The following is a 15073-nucleotide window of genomic DNA, read 5'->3' as shown; positions in this document are numbered from 1 at the left end:
CGCTTTGAGCAAATGGGTTGGGGATGCACAATGAATGGAGTAAAGGGACGTCATATTGTAGTCGACGCCTTCGATTGTGATCCTCTTTTACTAGATGATCTCGTTCATTTGGAAAAGCTGCTCGATCAAATCGTTTCATCACTTGGTATGCAGATCTTGGCGACTAGCTTCCACCGATTCGATCCTCAGGGAGTAACTGGCATTATTCTACTCTCCACCTCACACATTTCGATTCACACGTGGCCCGAGTACTCGTATGCTGCCTTTGATTTGTTTACATGTGGAGACGATGATCCAGCTACAGAAATTGAAACACTTATTCGTGGACTTTCCTCAAAAAGCGCGCTCGTATACGGCATAGATCGCTCTAACACAGGCAGTGGTGAGCCGGCGATTTGGTCCATGCAATCGCGGCTTGATTCTGCAAGCACGTCCGATCAGGCAAACAACATTTCTGTTTCCAATGTCTCCTTGGGGATTGATTCTGCTTCAAATCGCGGTGACAACTACGACCAGATAGAACGCAAAGAAATTCTAGCTGGCAAACATACCATGCTATACCAAGGAACGAGTAATTATCAGCGCGTGGAGCTGATCGAGGCAAACGACATGCGCATGTACTTGGACGGGCAGCTGCAATTTAGCTCATTGGATGAAAGAATCTATCACGAAGCACTTGTTCATCCAGCTTTCCTGTATGCTGCATCCCATAAACGTGTACTCATTGTAGGTGGTGGTGACGGACTCGCTGTACGAGAAGCCCTCAAGTACCCTGGGGTTGAGCATGTTGACCTTGTCGATCTGGACCCAATGGTGCTGGATGTAGCTAAGCTCGTACCCGCAGTCGTTTCACTGAACGAGTCGTCCTTGCATGATCCGCGTGTACACGTTCATCCTCAGGATGCTGCTCAATTTTTGGACTTGCAACGACCTTCCTATCAGATCATCATCGTGGACTTTCCTGATCCAGCCGATGAAATCATTAGCGCGCTGTACACCACGGAATTTTTTCAACGCCTCGCTGCACAGCTTTCTGATGATGGTGTAATGGTTTGCCAGTCGTTTTCTCCCGAAGACGCACCCAGTGTTTATTGGAGTATAGAGCTCTCGTTAAAGGCTGCGGGACTTCACACACAACCCTATCACTGTCTGGTCCCTTCCTTCGGTGACTGGGGCTTTCACTTGGCGGCACAAAAACCACTCATCCGCAAGACAGACAGCATACCTGTACCCGCTCGTACTCTCCCAGCCGATATAGATGCCCTTTTTGCTTTCAAACAGGGTATTTTGTTAAAACGGGCAAACGCGACGACCAATTCGCTAGGAAATCTGGTTTTGCACAAGTATTATCAGCAGGAAGCTGGAAATAGTATGTAGAATGGCAAATCCCCCTCAGACGCCATGCTGTCGCGGGGATTTTTTGTACAGAGGAAAAAGGAATGACTAGATTTTACATTGATAAATACAGAACAATCTTATATAGTTGATAAATAAATCAATTTCATACATGTATCCTCATCTTTCACGGTGAGGATAGAGGTCGCGGCTTTTATATGATCCTGTACGAGATTCAGCAGAAATTCATGACTGCAGGAAAAGGAAAATCCGCCGAAGTCCATCGCGTATCGCTGTGCGCATGGGCTGGGGCTGTACCCGAAAGGGACAGAACTGTCACGTCTTGCGTGCCGGCAAGCGTGTTGTGCTATCTTCAGTGAAGGCTTGGTGGGGATTTGATGATACCGCTTTGTGCCTTTTTTTATGGCTACAGGCGGTTTTTTCGTTTCCGACCTACCTTTACGAACATCATTTTCTAGAAAGGTCGTGCAAGTAGGTTATGTCAGAAAATCAATTGCAACGTGGTTTAAAAGCCCGTCACCTGACCATGATCGCCATTGGCGGTTCGATCGGTACAGGATTATTCCTCGCAAGCGGTGGCTCCATCCACTCTGCCGGACCTGGCGGAGCTTTGGTTGCCTACATCGCTATCAGTATCATGGTTTACTTCCTGATGACAAGTCTGGGAGAAATGGCTGCTTTCATGCCGGTTTCCGGTTCCTTCTCCACGTATGCGACGCGCTTCGTCGATCCATCTCTGGGCTTTGCCCTCGGCTGGAACTACTGGTACAACTGGGCGATTACCATTGCCGTCGAGCTTTCGGCTGCTGCTCTCATCATGAAATTTTGGTTCCCGGATACTCCCTCTATTATGTGGAGTGCCCTGTTCCTCGTCCTTATGTTCTGTCTGAATTTGTTGTCAGTCAAGAGCTATGGGGAATCCGAATATTGGTTTGCACTTATTAAGGTCGTAACCGTTATTGTCTTTATCATAATTGGTGTCTTGATGATTTTCGGTATCATGGGTGGAGAAGCTGTTGGATTCCAAAACTTCACGAAAGGCGACGCTCCATTTAATGGCGGCTTCATGGCGCTGCTTGGTGTCTTTATGATCGCAGGATTCTCTTTCCAGGGAACAGAGCTGGTTGGTGTCGCGGCGGGTGAAAGTGAAAATCCAGCAAAAAACATTCCAAAAGCCATTCGTCAGATTTTTTGGCGTATCCTGTTGTTTTATATTTTTGCGATTGCCATTATCGGTCTCCTGGTGCCATACGATAACCCTAACCTGATTAGCGGCGATATTTCAGATATTGCAATCAGCCCGTTCACCATCGTGTTTGAAAAAGCAGGATTTGCCTTCGCAGCTTCGGTGATGAACGCTGTCATTCTCACCTCTGTTCTATCCGCTGGTAACTCTGGCATGTACGCTTCTACCCGCATGCTTTGGGTGCTGGCCAAGGAAGGCAAAGCGCCTAAATGGTTTGCCAAGGTTACACGCAACGGTGTACCGATCAATTCCTTGATCCTGACTGCTTTAATCGGGGCGCTCGCCTTTTTGTCCTCGCTGTTTGGCGATGGCGAAGTGTACATTTGGCTGTTAAACGCATCCGGGATGTCAGGCTTTATCGCATGGCTCGGTATCGCTGTCAGCCATTATCGCTTCCGCAAAGCTTTTCTGGCGCAAGGACGCGATCTGAAGGAGCTTCCTTATCGGGCAAAGTGGTTCCCGTTTGGCCCTATTTTCGCCTTTATCATCTGCTGTATTGTCATTCTTGGTCAAAATTACTCCGCGATTTCTGCCGAAGGAATCGACTGGAACGGGCTTATGGTGTCTTACATCGGACTGCCTCTCTTCTTGATCGTCTGGTTAGTCTATAAATTTACGAAAAAAACAAAGCTGGTGCCGCTGGATCGTGTAGATTTCAGCATCGATGAAAACTCTCATTAAACGCAGCACGATCTCTTGAACTGCACAAAGTAGGACCTCCTTGCAAAATGGGGGTCCTTTTTTTGTTACAGCAAAAATATTTTTCTGCATTTTTTTCTCTTTCTCAGGATTATTTCTGTTGACGAAATAAAAGTGGAAATATATACTTTTGATTAATTTGATAATGATAATCGTTATCAAATATAACATATATGCTCTAGGAGGTTTGTATCATGCAGTCCAAACTTTTCAGGCACATCTATAGCACCACCTTGGTCACCACATTACTGGCCAGCTCGTCCCTAGCTTTCCCCTCTGCTCACGTATCCGCTGCTGCCGAACAGGCGAATTTGGCATCCATTACGATTGACCAAGCTATCGAAAAAGCTCTGAATAACAACGCCGACCTGGAATTGCTCCGGTTAGCTGCCGATACAACCTACTACGATTCCCTCATAACACTCAGAGATAGTCAGGCAATTAAAGAAGATTCCATCTATACATTCAAAGATGCCCAGTCGAAATACAAAAAGGCAGCAGAAGCGAAAAAGGATATTGCTGCTAGCAAAGCCACCATGGATGCACTAAAAAGCTCACTGCGGCTCCAGGTTGAAAAGGCTTATCTGGAAGTTCTCTCTCTCGAAACCAAAATAAAATTGCAAAGGCAAAGCATCCAGCGCCACTATTGGTATCCATCCCCGAACGCAGAAGCCAAAGAAGCGCTTGCTAAACTTCAAACAAGCCACCAGGAGGCGTTGGCCAAGCTTAATGATTTGCTGCTGGAAGTTCCGGATAAAGAATGGAATTTGTCCGCTTACGACCTGATTCAATATCAATTGCCTACATGGGAAGAAGTGCAATCCATCGCCTACGAAAAACGCCCGGATATGATAAAAGCCGAAGAGGAAAGAAAGCTTGCCGAAGTAAAAGTAGCCATTGTTGCAAAGTATTCTCTCTCGAGTAGCTACGATGGTAAAATCGCAAGAAATAACTTGAAAAAAGCTGAGATATTGTTGCAAAGAACGAAATCAACGGTTGATAAAGAAGTGAAGGAACACTATGAAAAAGTAATCTCAGCGAAAAAAGTTATGGAAGACAGCCAGGCAACCAAAGATGCCGCACAGAAGCACTATGATCAGGCATGGTCTGATTACTTAAATCGAAAAGTGACTCTCGATGAGTTGATTGATATAGAAGCAAAATTGTTGGATAGTGAAACAAAAGCAGCTGATTCGTTGCATCAATATAATGTAGCTGTCGTCACATTAAAGCAATCTATTGATAATTAATCCTTTCTAAGTCAGCTTTTATTAATGGAACTCTTACTATTTTTATTTTCTTTCCCTATAACAAAAGTACACCCCCTAGAGAATTTCTTGCTCAACCTCTAGGGGGTTTCCTATTTTACAAAAAAGAATTCTTTTGAAACAAAATAGACTAAGGAATCGTAATGTTCAATGTGTAAGGTACATAATTATCAGTACTGTTACCATCGATCACAATATAATACGGTACTCCTTTTTGAAATTGGAAGGATAGTGTTTCGGTGCTAGTCCTAGTGGAAGAAATAATCTGCCCTGATGAATTTCTGATTTTGAAATGGAATCCATTCGGCAGAGAAGACGGATTATTGAACTTGATAGTTGCCTGGTATGTTTTATTAGGAGTTACCTTGAAATAATCCCAATTTTCTTCTACTTCAATAGGGTCCAATACGCCTCTCAGAAGAGTCTCCCCGATAGTTAGGCTGAAAGGATCTGCTGTTGACATAGAATTGTTCGGTTCAGATTCGAAATAGGTTGTAGTGGCAGCAAAAGCGCTAGTGGAAAGGCTGAAAACGAGTGCAAGGCTAGTTAGACCTAGTGCAAATTTTTTCAAGACTATTACCTCCTATTTTTTGGTATATACTATTTTTACCATAAATAGTTTTTTAAGTAAATCACTTTCAGTATATTATTACTATTTTTACTACAAAATTCCTTTAAGTGGTAATTTCAAAGCACCCTTAGGAACATCATCAAATTTTCCGCTGTTCCTTGAGGGTGCTTTTCATAAAGTGATTAATTAGGGGAGTATATCTTGGGTAAAATGAATCCACTCCCGTGTAGCATATGAGAGATAAGCATTTTTTCGCCAAATCATCCCTAAGTGCCACTTGATCTCGGGATTCACCAAGGACAGGATGCGAAACCGCTCGGAGTCCAGCTCACTGCAAATGGTTTGGGGCAGCAAAGTAATCCCGATATTTGCCGCGACCATTTCACTGAGAAAATCCCACTGCGAGCTTTTGTAAATCACTTGGGGATGAAAGCCGACCCGCACACATGCATCAATGATGCGACTGTGCAAAGCAAAATCCTCGTGGAACAACAGGAACCGCTCGTCTGCAAGCTCTGCCAAGGATATCTTCTGCTTGGCTGCCAATCGGTGCGTCGGATGGACAACGACTTGAATATCTTCATTCACAAATGAATATGACTCGAAAACTTCCTCATCAATCGGCAAAAGCACGACTCCGCTGTCCAGCATTCCCGAAGCCACATCTGCCTCCACTTTTTTCGAGCCTACCTCTAAAAGCTCCAGTACAATCCCAGGATACTGCTCGCAAAACTTTCCGATGACCCGTGGGAAAAAATTAGCTCCTACCATCGGCGGCAATCCAATCCGTATCCTGCCTTTTTTTAATTCCATCAATTCATTAATATGGACTGTCATGTTTTCAAACGATTTCACCATAACCTCAGCTTGGGAATACAGCACCCACCCAGCGTCTGTCAGCACGACTCGCTTGCCCAAACGTTCAAATAGCTCGACGCCCAGCTCTTCTTCCAGATTTCGCACCATTTTACTGATCGTGGGCTGTGTAATATAGAGAGACTCCGCTGCCTTGGTGAAGCTGTTGTGGCGAGCTACCTCCAAAAAATATTGCAAATGCCGGATATCCATCAGACAGCTCCTTTGCGACACCTATAGATAGAATGAATCCCAATGATTCTATATATGCATTTTACCTATGAAAAGAGGTGATGTACACTTTTCACAAAGGGAGAGAACTTCATGAAAAGACTACTTATACTCTTGGGGCAGGTTGCTTTTTTTATTGTCGTTTCTATTATAATGAACGCGCTTGTCTCCATCCTCGATTGGAAAATACCAGGGAGCCTCCTCGGCATGTTCGTGGTGTTTTTATTGCTTCAATCTAAGGTCCTGCGTCTGGAATGGATTGAAACGGGAGCGAGCTCGCTACTTGCCGAGCTGCTGCTTTTTTTCATTCCGCCCTCCGTCGGAATCATCTCGTATCAAAGCCTGATGTTGCATGAGGGGATTCAAATTTTTCTCGTGATTGCATTTGGTACCGCATTTGTTATGATTTGCAGTGGACTGGTAGCCCAGAGCATTTCCAAACGAAAGGAGCATACCCGTCCATGATTGCCGGCATATTGGGATTCTTATTCACCATTTTCGTTTACCTCATCGCCAAACGACTTTATCGCTTCAAACGTACACTACTGTTTTCGCCACTTTTGTTTACGCCGATCGTTTTAGTTATTGTCTTACTCTGCACTCATACGTCTTATGATACGTACAATGCTGGCGGCAAATGGCTGGCCTACATGCTCCAGCCTGCTACCATCGCTTTTGCCGTTCCGCTCTACAAATACTATCCTTTATTGAAGAAACACGCTGCGCAGATCTTGATCAGTGTGGTAGCTGGTTCCGCTGTAGCAGTCGTCTCCTCGGCCTTGCTGGCACTTTTGCTGCATGTCGATCATCAGGTGCTATTCAGCCTGCTGCCGCGCTCGATCACTACGCCGATCGCCATGAATGTATCGGAGATGATCGGAGGCGTTCCTTCTATTACTGCTGTGCTTGTCTTGATTACAGGACTGCTCGGCTCTGTCATCGGACCGTATATCATCTCATACCTGCGCATCTCCGATGATATTGCCAGAGGAGTCCTGCTCGGTACGAGCGCACATGGTGCAGGTACATCAAAAGCGTTCGAGCTAAGTCCGATCTCTGGCACCGTCTCCAGCATTTCAATGATCCTCGCGGCGCTCGTGACACAGCTGGTTGCTACCATCGTGATGTCCTCCTGATAGGGAGATTTTGAAGAAGAAAAAAAGGGATAACCCAATGGCATCCCTTTTTTCTTCTATTATATAGACGCTTCTCAAGCTTTCATCCGACTCATCAAGCTATCCATCCGCTCCAGCGCCTTTTTCAACTGATCGATCGACGTCGCATAGGAGCAGCGTATATGTCCGTGACCGCTCTCTCCAAACACATCACCAGGAACGACCGCTACCTTTTCTTCCATTAGCAGCTTTTCTGCAAATGCCGCAGAGGTAAGTCCTGTCGAGGTAACTGACGGGAAGGCGTAGAATGCACCGTCAGGCTCATGACATGTCAGCCCGATCTGTCTAAAGCCATCCACTACGTAATTGCGTCTCTGACGGTAGCTCTCAATCATCCGTTCCATATCTGCGCGACCATGACGAAGTGCCTCCAGCGCAGCCATTTGCGCCATCGTTGGTGCACACAGCATCGTATATTGATGAATTTTCAGCATCCCTGCCAACAAATCTGGAGTGGCACATACGTACCCTAGCCGCCAGCCTGTCATCGCAAACGCTTTGGAGAATCCGGAAATCAGAATCGTTCTGTCCTTCATTCCTGGCAGCGCCGCGATGCTGTCATGCATCCGACCATACGTCAGCTCTGCGTAAATCTCATCGGAGATCACCAAAAGATCGTGTTTTTCAATAATCGGCAGCAATGTTTTCCACTCGTCCGCGGTCATCGTTCCCCCTGTTGGGTTGTTCGGATAGCAGAAAATGATCGCTTTGGTACGAGGAGAGATATGCTTCTCCAGCTCTTCTGGCGTCAGCTTGAAATTGTTTTCCATGGTCGTTTTCAAAAAGACCGGTACACCGCCAGCCAAACGAATGACTGGTTCATACGATACGTAGCAAGGCTCGACGACCAGCACCTCATCACCTGGGTCCAAAATGGCGCGCAGTGCGATGTCAATCGCTTCACTGGCTCCAACCGTAATCAGAATTTCGGACTCAGGATGATAGCTGACAGAAAAACGCTCCTCCAAATACTTCTGGATTTCAACCCGCAGCTCCAAAAGGCCAGCATTGGATGTATACGCGGTATGACCGCGCTCCAATGACGAAATCGATGCTTCCCGCATGCGCCAAGGTGTAACGAAATCAGGCTCACCAACACCTAGCGAGATGACTCCCTCCATCGAAGCTGCCAAATCGAAAAAGCGGCGAATTCCCGAAGGCTTCAAAGAAGCGACTGTGGATGATAAACGACTTTTGTTGACTGTTAATTGTGTACTCACGGCGTAACCACCATCCTACGATCTTCGTCACGATCCTCCAGCTCAATCCCATCGTGCTTGTAGCGTTTCAAAATAAAGTGCGTAGCAGTTGAAACGACTGAATCGAGTGTCGCCAGCTTTTGCGAAACAAAGTTGGCTACTTCTCTCATCGTCTTTCCTTCCAGTACGATCGACAAGTCATAGCTCGCACCTGACATCAAATAGACAGCCTTTACTTCCGGGAAGCGGCAGATGCGCTGTGCCACCTCGTCAAATCCCACATCGCGCTTCGGTGTTACTTTTACATCGATCATCGCGTTTACATATGGATGGTCCTCAACCCGCTCCCAGTTTACGAGCGCTGGATACTTCACGATAACCTTGTCTGCTTCGAGCGCGGCAATCGCCTCTTCGACAGCCTCAGTTGGCTCAGCCAGCATTTTACCGATTTGCTCGGCGCTCATGCGACTGTCCTCTTCCAAAAGATGTAGCAGTTCTCGTTGCTTCACTCGATCCATACCCCACCACTCCATTTCTCTCTTTTTACATGCAAAAAGCCCCAGCAACCAGACCCATGGTTTCCCATAAATCCGATTGCTGAGGCGAAGGTATCGCGGTACCACTCAGCTTTTTTGCCTTTTTCACAAAAAGCAAACTTATGCAGTCGTCATTGACATGCGCCCGATAACGTGGGCCAGTCGCTGCTTTCTACTCATTCGTTCAAAAGCAGAGCTCCAAGGTGGCATTCAAAAAGAGTTCGCGGCTGCCCTCCCAGCAATCAGGCAGCTCTCTGGACGTCAAATCCCTTTTCTACTTTCCTTTTCACGGCGTTTCGTTGCTATGCGTGTTTCATGCTTGATTGAATGTCTCCGATTATAAAAAGGTTTTGGGCTGTTGTCAACTAACAAGTTATTGGGTGGAATCCTTAAATTATGTGGCATAATGGAAAGATCAAAAAATGGTACTATCGCAAAGTGGGGAATCTCATGACGAAAAGTATTGGTGTTATCGACCTTGGTTCAAATACAGCCAGGCTGGTTATTTATAAGCAGGACGAGCAGGGAAATCTGACCGAAGTGGACAATATCAAGCGCAGCCTCAGGCTCAGCAATCATCTGCAAAACAACCGTCTCGACGCCGAAGGAATATCCATTACGCTCACTTGTTTGCACCAATTCAAGGAGCTGCTGGATGCGAGACAGGTCCAAAAAACAATTGCCGTTGCCACAGCTGCCGTCAGACAGGCAGAAAACGGGATCGAGCTGACCCAGCGGATCAAAGCTGAAACAGGAATCGCTATCCAGATTTTAACAGGAGAGGAAGAAGCCCATTATGGCTATCTCGCTGTGATGGACAGCATGAATGTAGACGAGGGAGTTACGATTGATATCGGTGGTGGCAGCACGGAGATCACGTATTTTCAAAATCGCAGGCTGCAAGAGAGTCACAGCTTCCCTTTTGGAATTGTTACACTGACAAAAATGTTTCTACATAGCGACATACCGACAGAAGCTGAATTCGCCCAGCTGCGTTCTTTTCTAGCCGCCTCATTCGCATCCAAGCCATGGCTTATGGGCAAAAAATGTCCTGTGATTGCGATCGGCGGCACTGCACGCAATCTGGGAAAAATTCATCAGCGCTCCGTTCACTACAGCATGGACAGCCTGCATCATTACCCGATCAGCACAGAAAGTGTAACGGGTATTTTGGAGCATATCCGCAGCCTCCCTCTGGAAGAAAGACGTCAGGTTCCAGGGATGTCCAAGGACCGGGCAGATGTCGTGCTTTCAGGGATCGCTGCTTTTGAATCCTTGCTGGAACACACAGGCAGTGATGTCCTTCTCGTGAGCAACAAAGGTCTGCGTGAGGGTGTACTTTATGCGTCGGTTTGGGGATCAGAACCGCCTGCAACTGGTAGCGATATTCATGCAAAAACCGCGGCGCAATTCATGAATCGCTATCACATCGACCGTACACATGCCGAGCATGTCAAAAGCTTGGCCCTATCTCTGTTTGACCAGCTAGGCGCCCAGGGTCTCCATACATTCGGCCAAGCGGAGCGAGAGCTTTTGGCTACGGCTACCCTGCTACACGATGCAGGCCGTACCATCAACGTATACGAGTCATCCGAGCATACGTTTTATTTACTCTCGCAGGTATTGATGGCAGGCTACACGCACCGGGAGCGACTGCTCATCGCGATGCTTGCGTCTTACAAAAGCAATAAGCTGCTGGTGAGCCAGATCAACCGCCATCCAGACATCGTTTCCAAACAGGACAAGAGCATGATTGAAAAGCTCGGCCACGTCCTATTAGTATCCCGGATGCTGGATCGCTCCATGACGCAGTCGATCCGCTCTGTCCAGCTCACGAAAACAAATGGCTCGTATTCTCTTATTTGCGTAGGCAAGCGCACGGATCATTTGGAATATTCCTTGCTGGACGAACCATTGATCAAGTTCTCCAAGGGTTGGAAAATACCGATATCGTTTGAAGCAGTACTCGACAAGCCCAAAACTTAACAATCACTTAATAGTAGCCTGCTATACTTGTCCTAAATGAGTTGGAATCATCTACCTATAAATACGTGTTCAAAAAGTTGGCTTTTCAGCACCGAGAAAATGACGAGAACCGGAAGAAGGAGGAGCGGAATGTAGGCAAACTACATGAGCACCGGACTTCAAAGGTGAACGCCATTTTCGATGTCGATTAGCTTTCAGGAATCCTTCGTGATCAAAAGACGACTTTTTGAACAACCTCTATAAATATATAAAAGGGTTGGACATGGATGAAGGACTTTAGTATTCCAGATTATTATATCAATCGAGAATTGAGCTGGATTGCATTTAACGAGCGCGTGCTGGCAGAGGCCGCCAATCCGGATAATCCATTATTTGAACGGTTAAAATTTATTGCAATCGCAAGCAGCAACTTTGACGAGTTTTTCATGGTAAGGGTAGCTGGTCTAAAGGATCAGGTGAAGGCTGGATTCACCAAGCCAGACAACAAATCGGGGATGACTCCAGGGGAACAGCTCCAAGCCGTTTGGGAGCGGACCCACCATGTGCTCAGGTCCATGTATGCAATCCTGAAAAACGAAATTACGCCTGACCTCCAGCGGGCAGGTATTCGATTTGTGAAAGCAGAGCAATTAAGCTGTGAGCAGGAACAGTTTGTCCATCAATTTTTCCACCACCATCTGTATCCTGTGCTCACACCAATGGCTGTAGACGCCAGCCATCCGTTCCCGATGCTGCTGAACAAAAGCTTGAATCTGGCGGTGCTACTGGAGGATGACGATCCAGAAAGCGAGGGCCCACTGTTTGCTGTGGTACAAGTACCCGCTGTTGTCCCGCGCTTTCTGGAGCTGCCCTCCCCTGACGGAGAAGCCCATTTCATTTTGCTCGAGGATGTCATCGCCCTGTATATGGATACTTTGTTCCGGGGCTACAACATTCTAGAGGCAAGTCCGTTTCGGATTACACGCAACGCTGATTTAACCATTGACGAAGACGAGACGGAAGACCTGTTAGAAGCGATCGAGCAAGAGCTGAAAAAGCGAAAAATGGGTGAGCCCTCCCGCTTGGCTGTTGCTGCATCTATGAGTGACTTTTTGAAAGAGACGCTACAGGATTGGCTGGAGCTGTCCGCTTTCGAAATTTTCCGACTGGATGGTCCACTCGACCCCAGCTTCTATTTCCGCTTTCATGCACTCGCAGGGTATGATCATCTGCGGTTTGAGCCGCTTACTTCCCAGCATCCGCTTGATTTGCTGGACGAGGAAGATATTTTTGCAGCGATTCAAAAAAAGGATATTTTGCTGCATCACCCGTATGAATCTTTCGACCCAATCATCCAATTCGTTCAGGAGGCTGCAGTCGACCCGAATGTTTTGGCCATCAAGCAAACGCTGTATCGCGTGAGCGGAGATTCTCCTATCGTCAATGCGTTGCTGAAAGCGGCGGATAACGGAAAGCAGGTCACAGTCTTGCTTGAGCTGAAAGCACGCTTTGATGAGGAGAACAACATCGTCTGGGCGAAAAAGCTGGAAAATGCCGGCTGCCATGTCATTTACGGAGTGGCCGGATTGAAAACCCACAGCAAAATTACACTCGTCGTGCGTGTAGAAGACAACCAACTGAGAAGATACGTGCATCTTAGCACGGGCAATTACAATGACAAAACGGCAGGCACCTACACAGACATCGGAATGCTTACCTCGCGTGAGGAATTCGGAATCGATGCGTCCAACTTTTTCAATCATTTGTCTGGTTATTCGCATCCACCTGCCTGGCGTGAGATCTCTACAGCGCCGATCGGCATGCGCGAGAGCTTTTTGGCACTCATTGAAAAAGAATTGGAGAACAGCCTTGCAGGAAAGCCTGCTTTTATCATCGCCAAGATGAATTCATTGACTGACAAACAAATCATCGAAGCCTTGTATCGGGCATCATGCGCCGGGGTCAAAATTGATTTGATCGTCCGCGGCATCTGTTGCCTGCGCCCGGGCTTACCCGAGGTCAGCGCTAACATACGGGTCATCAGTATCGTAGGCCGTTACCTGGAGCATAGCCGCATTTATGTGTTCTGCAACGGTGGGAATCCCCAGGTCTATCTTTCCAGCGCGGACTGGATGACACGCAACATGATCGCACGCGTCGAGATTTTGTTCCCTGTCGTTCAGGACGATTTAAAAGCCAGAGTGATTCATTATCTGGAGGTCATGCTCAAAGATGATGCCAAAGCATCCATGCTCTTGCCCGACGGTACTTACATACGTGTACAACCCGAGAGTCCATTTCCCCTGAACAGTCAGCTCTTTTTTTGGGAGGAAGCATTCCGACTCAATCAATCGCGAGAAAAGGCGTTCTCTGCACAACGTCTGAAACCGATTACTGCGCTACTGGAATAGGGATACACCAACGAATACACGCTACTGACGTCTGCCATTTTGCGACGTCTTTTTGTTTTCTGTTAAAAGCACACATTTTAACATTGTTATATTGACATTGTTAAAACAAAAATATAATATACAAGTAAGACAGCAATGAGGGATCGACACGAAAGGATTGGTTTTATGTCCATCAAACCGTTGCCAGCCAGGCGCATCAGCTATCGTACCCAAAAGCATCGCTCACCGGACGGACTGCCTACTGATATTTGTATATTTACCATCACCTCTCAAGCGAGACATACAAAGACGAAATCTTTGCCGACCAAGCAGCTTTCCGTCCTCTTGATCAAAAGAAAAAGCACAACCTTTGGTGAGCAATGGGCACTGCCCGGGGGCTTTTCCAAGGAAAGCGAAACATTGGATGAGTGTGCGTATCGGGAACTGAAGGAAGAAACGAATATCGATCGCGATGTTCATATCGAGCAGCTAAAGACGTACTACAAGCCTGGCAGAGATCCGCGGGGCTGGATTCCGAGCGTCGCTTATGTTTCGCTCGTTCACGAGGAATTGCTCGCACATGCCAAAGCTGACGACGATGCATCGGAAGCGCGTCTCTTTCCCATAGAGGAAGCCTTTGGACTCCAGCTTGCTTTTGACCATCGGGAGATTTTGACCGATGCCCTAGCGCGGGTGCGCGAAAAAATGCTTCAGACCAATATCGCCAAAGCCTTTTTGCCTGGCGAGTTCACCCTTAGCGAGCTTTTGCAGGTGATTGAAACAGTCGTACCTACGTTCAAGGTAAGCGATCGCGGCAATTTTGAGCGTCGCCTGCTTTCTACAACCAGAAGACAAGGAATTTTAGAGCCGGTACTCGCAGCAGATGGTACCCCGCTCTACTCAACAGAGTATTCCAACTCCCCTGCCAAGCTGTATCGCTTTACCGACTACATGCCGGTTGCCATGATTTATTAAAATCGACTGAGGAGGTTTTACGTATGAAAGCTCTGATTGTCATTGACTATACCAACGACTTTGTTGCCACTGATGGTGCCTTGACATGTGGAGTGCCAGGCCAAGTAATCGAAGGACGGATTCAAGAGCTCGTTCGTGAATTTTTGGCTGAAGGCGACTTTGTCGTGATGGCAATAGATGCGCACAAGGAGCAAGACCCGTATCACCCGGAAACAGGCCTTTATCCCCCGCATAACATCATTGGTACTCCAGGCCGAAACCTGTACGGAAGCATTCAGAACACGTATGAGGAATTCGAGGATACCATTCATTGGATGGATAAAACACGCTACAGCGCTTTTCAAGGAACGGACCTGGCTCTCCTGCTGCGCACACGTGGCATTACGGAAATTCACCTCGTTGGCGTCTGCACGGACATTTGTGTGCTGCACACCGCAATCGAAGGCTTTTATAACGGGTTTCGTGTCGTCATCCACGAGGATGCCGTCGCCAGCTTCAATCCAGCCGGACATGAATGGGCACTCGGTCATTTTAAAAACCAGCTCGGCATGACAGTCTTGAAGCAATCCCAAAAAGCATAACCAGCATTGTCGACTACGTATAAAGG

13 protein-coding genes, 1 riboswitch and 1 other annotated feature are annotated in these 15073 nt (G+C 47.1%); of the genes, 9 read left to right on the top strand and 4 right to left on the bottom strand.

The window, feature by feature from the left end; translation table 11 throughout:
- The first annotated feature begins 30 nt into the window (after positions 1-30).
- The 3 genes from speD to C3B52_RS28140 all read left to right on the top strand — a co-directional run bounded on the left by speD (position 31) and on the right by C3B52_RS28140 (position 4551).
- Complete coding sequence (speD, locus tag C3B52_RS28150) at positions 31-1377, top strand: adenosylmethionine decarboxylase (RefSeq protein WP_164684979.1); 1347 nt, start codon at positions 31-33, stop codon at positions 1375-1377.
- 149 nt (positions 1378-1526) lie between these two features.
- A riboswitch (Lysine riboswitch) is annotated at positions 1527-1713 on the top strand.
- A gap of 121 nt (positions 1714-1834) precedes the next feature.
- Entirely contained in the window at positions 1835-3283 is a 1449-nt protein-coding gene (locus C3B52_RS28145; RefSeq protein ID WP_103109690.1) for an amino acid permease, read from the top strand.
- A 212-nt stretch (positions 3284-3495) separates the two neighbouring features.
- Positions 3496-4551: a TolC family protein gene (locus C3B52_RS28140; protein WP_103109689.1), complete on the top strand. Its 1056-nt coding sequence runs from the start codon at positions 3496-3498 to the stop codon at positions 4549-4551.
- Between the two features lie 148 nt (positions 4552-4699).
- On the opposite strand, the gene C3B52_RS28135 is transcribed toward C3B52_RS28140, so the two are convergent.
- Together C3B52_RS28135 and cidR are read right to left on the bottom strand one after the other, a co-directional pair.
- Positions 4700-5140, bottom strand: coding sequence for a hypothetical protein (locus C3B52_RS28135; protein WP_103109688.1), 441 nt, complete (start codon positions 5138-5140; stop codon positions 4700-4702).
- A 186-nt stretch (positions 5141-5326) separates the two neighbouring features.
- A complete protein-coding gene (gene cidR / locus C3B52_RS28130) occupies positions 5327-6208 on the bottom strand; it encodes a cidABC operon transcriptional activator CidR (protein ID WP_103109687.1) in 882 nt (293 codons plus the stop codon).
- A gap of 111 nt (positions 6209-6319) precedes the next feature.
- On the opposite strand from cidR, the gene C3B52_RS28125 reads away from it, so the two are divergent.
- Both C3B52_RS28125 and C3B52_RS28120 read left to right on the top strand, forming a co-directional pair.
- Positions 6320-6691: a CidA/LrgA family holin-like protein gene (locus C3B52_RS28125; RefSeq protein WP_103109686.1), complete on the top strand. Its 372-nt coding sequence runs from the start codon at positions 6320-6322 to the stop codon at positions 6689-6691.
- Entirely contained in the window at positions 6688-7362 is a 675-nt protein-coding gene (locus C3B52_RS28120) for a CidB/LrgB family autolysis modulator (protein WP_103109685.1), read from the top strand. The genes C3B52_RS28125 and C3B52_RS28120 overlap by 4 nt, the downstream gene beginning before the upstream one ends.
- A gap of 74 nt (positions 7363-7436) precedes the next feature.
- On the opposite strand, the gene C3B52_RS28115 is transcribed toward C3B52_RS28120, so the two are convergent.
- Positions 7437-8621 carry an aminotransferase gene (locus C3B52_RS28115; RefSeq protein ID WP_103109684.1) on the bottom strand — a complete coding sequence of 395 codons (1185 nt, stop codon included), beginning with the start codon at positions 8619-8621 and terminating at the stop codon, positions 7437-7439.
- Positions 8618-9118: an Lrp/AsnC family transcriptional regulator gene (locus C3B52_RS28110; protein ID WP_103109683.1), complete on the bottom strand. Its 501-nt coding sequence runs from the start codon at positions 9116-9118 to the stop codon at positions 8618-8620. The genes C3B52_RS28115 and C3B52_RS28110 overlap by 4 nt, the downstream gene beginning before the upstream one ends.
- Positions 9119-9195: 77 nt before the next feature.
- Positions 9196-9435: a binding site (T-box leader), on the bottom strand.
- 151 nt (positions 9436-9586) lie between these two features.
- Here C3B52_RS28110 and C3B52_RS28105 point away from each other — a divergent pair.
- The 4 genes from C3B52_RS28105 (at position 9587) to C3B52_RS28090 (ending at position 15047) form a co-directional block, all read left to right on the top strand.
- Positions 9587-11122: a Ppx/GppA phosphatase family protein gene (locus tag C3B52_RS28105; protein WP_164684978.1), complete on the top strand. Its 1536-nt coding sequence runs from the start codon at positions 9587-9589 to the stop codon at positions 11120-11122.
- Between the two features lie 266 nt (positions 11123-11388).
- On the top strand, positions 11389-13512 hold the full coding sequence (locus C3B52_RS28100) for an RNA degradosome polyphosphate kinase (protein WP_103109681.1): 2124 nt from the start codon (positions 11389-11391) through the stop codon (positions 13510-13512).
- A gap of 165 nt (positions 13513-13677) precedes the next feature.
- On the top strand, positions 13678-14466 hold the full coding sequence (locus C3B52_RS28095; protein ID WP_103109680.1) for an NUDIX hydrolase: 789 nt from the start codon (positions 13678-13680) through the stop codon (positions 14464-14466).
- 23 nt (positions 14467-14489) lie between these two features.
- Positions 14490-15047 carry a cysteine hydrolase family protein gene (locus C3B52_RS28090; protein WP_103109679.1) on the top strand — a complete coding sequence of 186 codons (558 nt, stop codon included), beginning with the start codon at positions 14490-14492 and terminating at the stop codon, positions 15045-15047.
- Positions 15048-15073: the final 26 nt, after the last annotated feature.

The sequence above is a fragment of the Brevibacillus reuszeri genome (assembly GCF_002897295.1).
In the GTDB taxonomy this organism is placed as follows: domain Bacteria; phylum Bacillota; class Bacilli; order Brevibacillales; family Brevibacillaceae; genus Brevibacillus; species Brevibacillus reuszeri_A.
The sequence above is the reverse complement of the archived record's forward strand: the minus strand, read 5'-3'. Positions and strand labels throughout refer to the sequence as shown.

Excerpts from the sequence above, each read along its gene's own strand:
- C3B52_RS28090 (WP_103109679.1), top strand. The coding sequence starts at position 14,490 with ATGAAAGCTCTGATTGTCATTGACTATACCAACGACTTTGTTGCCACT.
- speD (WP_164684979.1), top strand. The coding sequence starts at position 31 with ATGAATGGAGTAAAGGGACGTCATATTGTAGTCGACGCCTTCGATTGT.
- C3B52_RS28140 (WP_103109689.1), top strand. The coding sequence starts at position 3,496 with ATGCAGTCCAAACTTTTCAGGCACATCTATAGCACCACCTTGGTCACC.
- C3B52_RS28105 (WP_164684978.1), top strand. The coding sequence starts at position 9,587 with ATGACGAAAAGTATTGGTGTTATCGACCTTGGTTCAAATACAGCCAGG.
- C3B52_RS28120 (WP_103109685.1), top strand. The coding sequence starts at position 6,688 with ATGATTGCCGGCATATTGGGATTCTTATTCACCATTTTCGTTTACCTC.
- C3B52_RS28125 (WP_103109686.1), top strand. The coding sequence starts at position 6,320 with ATGAAAAGACTACTTATACTCTTGGGGCAGGTTGCTTTTTTTATTGTC.
- C3B52_RS28145 (WP_103109690.1), top strand. The coding sequence starts at position 1,835 with ATGTCAGAAAATCAATTGCAACGTGGTTTAAAAGCCCGTCACCTGACC.
- cidR (WP_103109687.1), bottom strand. The coding sequence starts at position 6,208 with ATGGATATCCGGCATTTGCAATATTTTTTGGAGGTAGCTCGCCACAAC.
- C3B52_RS28110 (WP_103109683.1), bottom strand. The coding sequence starts at position 9,118 with ATGGATCGAGTGAAGCAACGAGAACTGCTACATCTTTTGGAAGAGGAC.
- C3B52_RS28100 (WP_103109681.1), top strand. The coding sequence starts at position 11,389 with ATGAAGGACTTTAGTATTCCAGATTATTATATCAATCGAGAATTGAGC.
- C3B52_RS28095 (WP_103109680.1), top strand. The coding sequence starts at position 13,678 with ATGTCCATCAAACCGTTGCCAGCCAGGCGCATCAGCTATCGTACCCAA.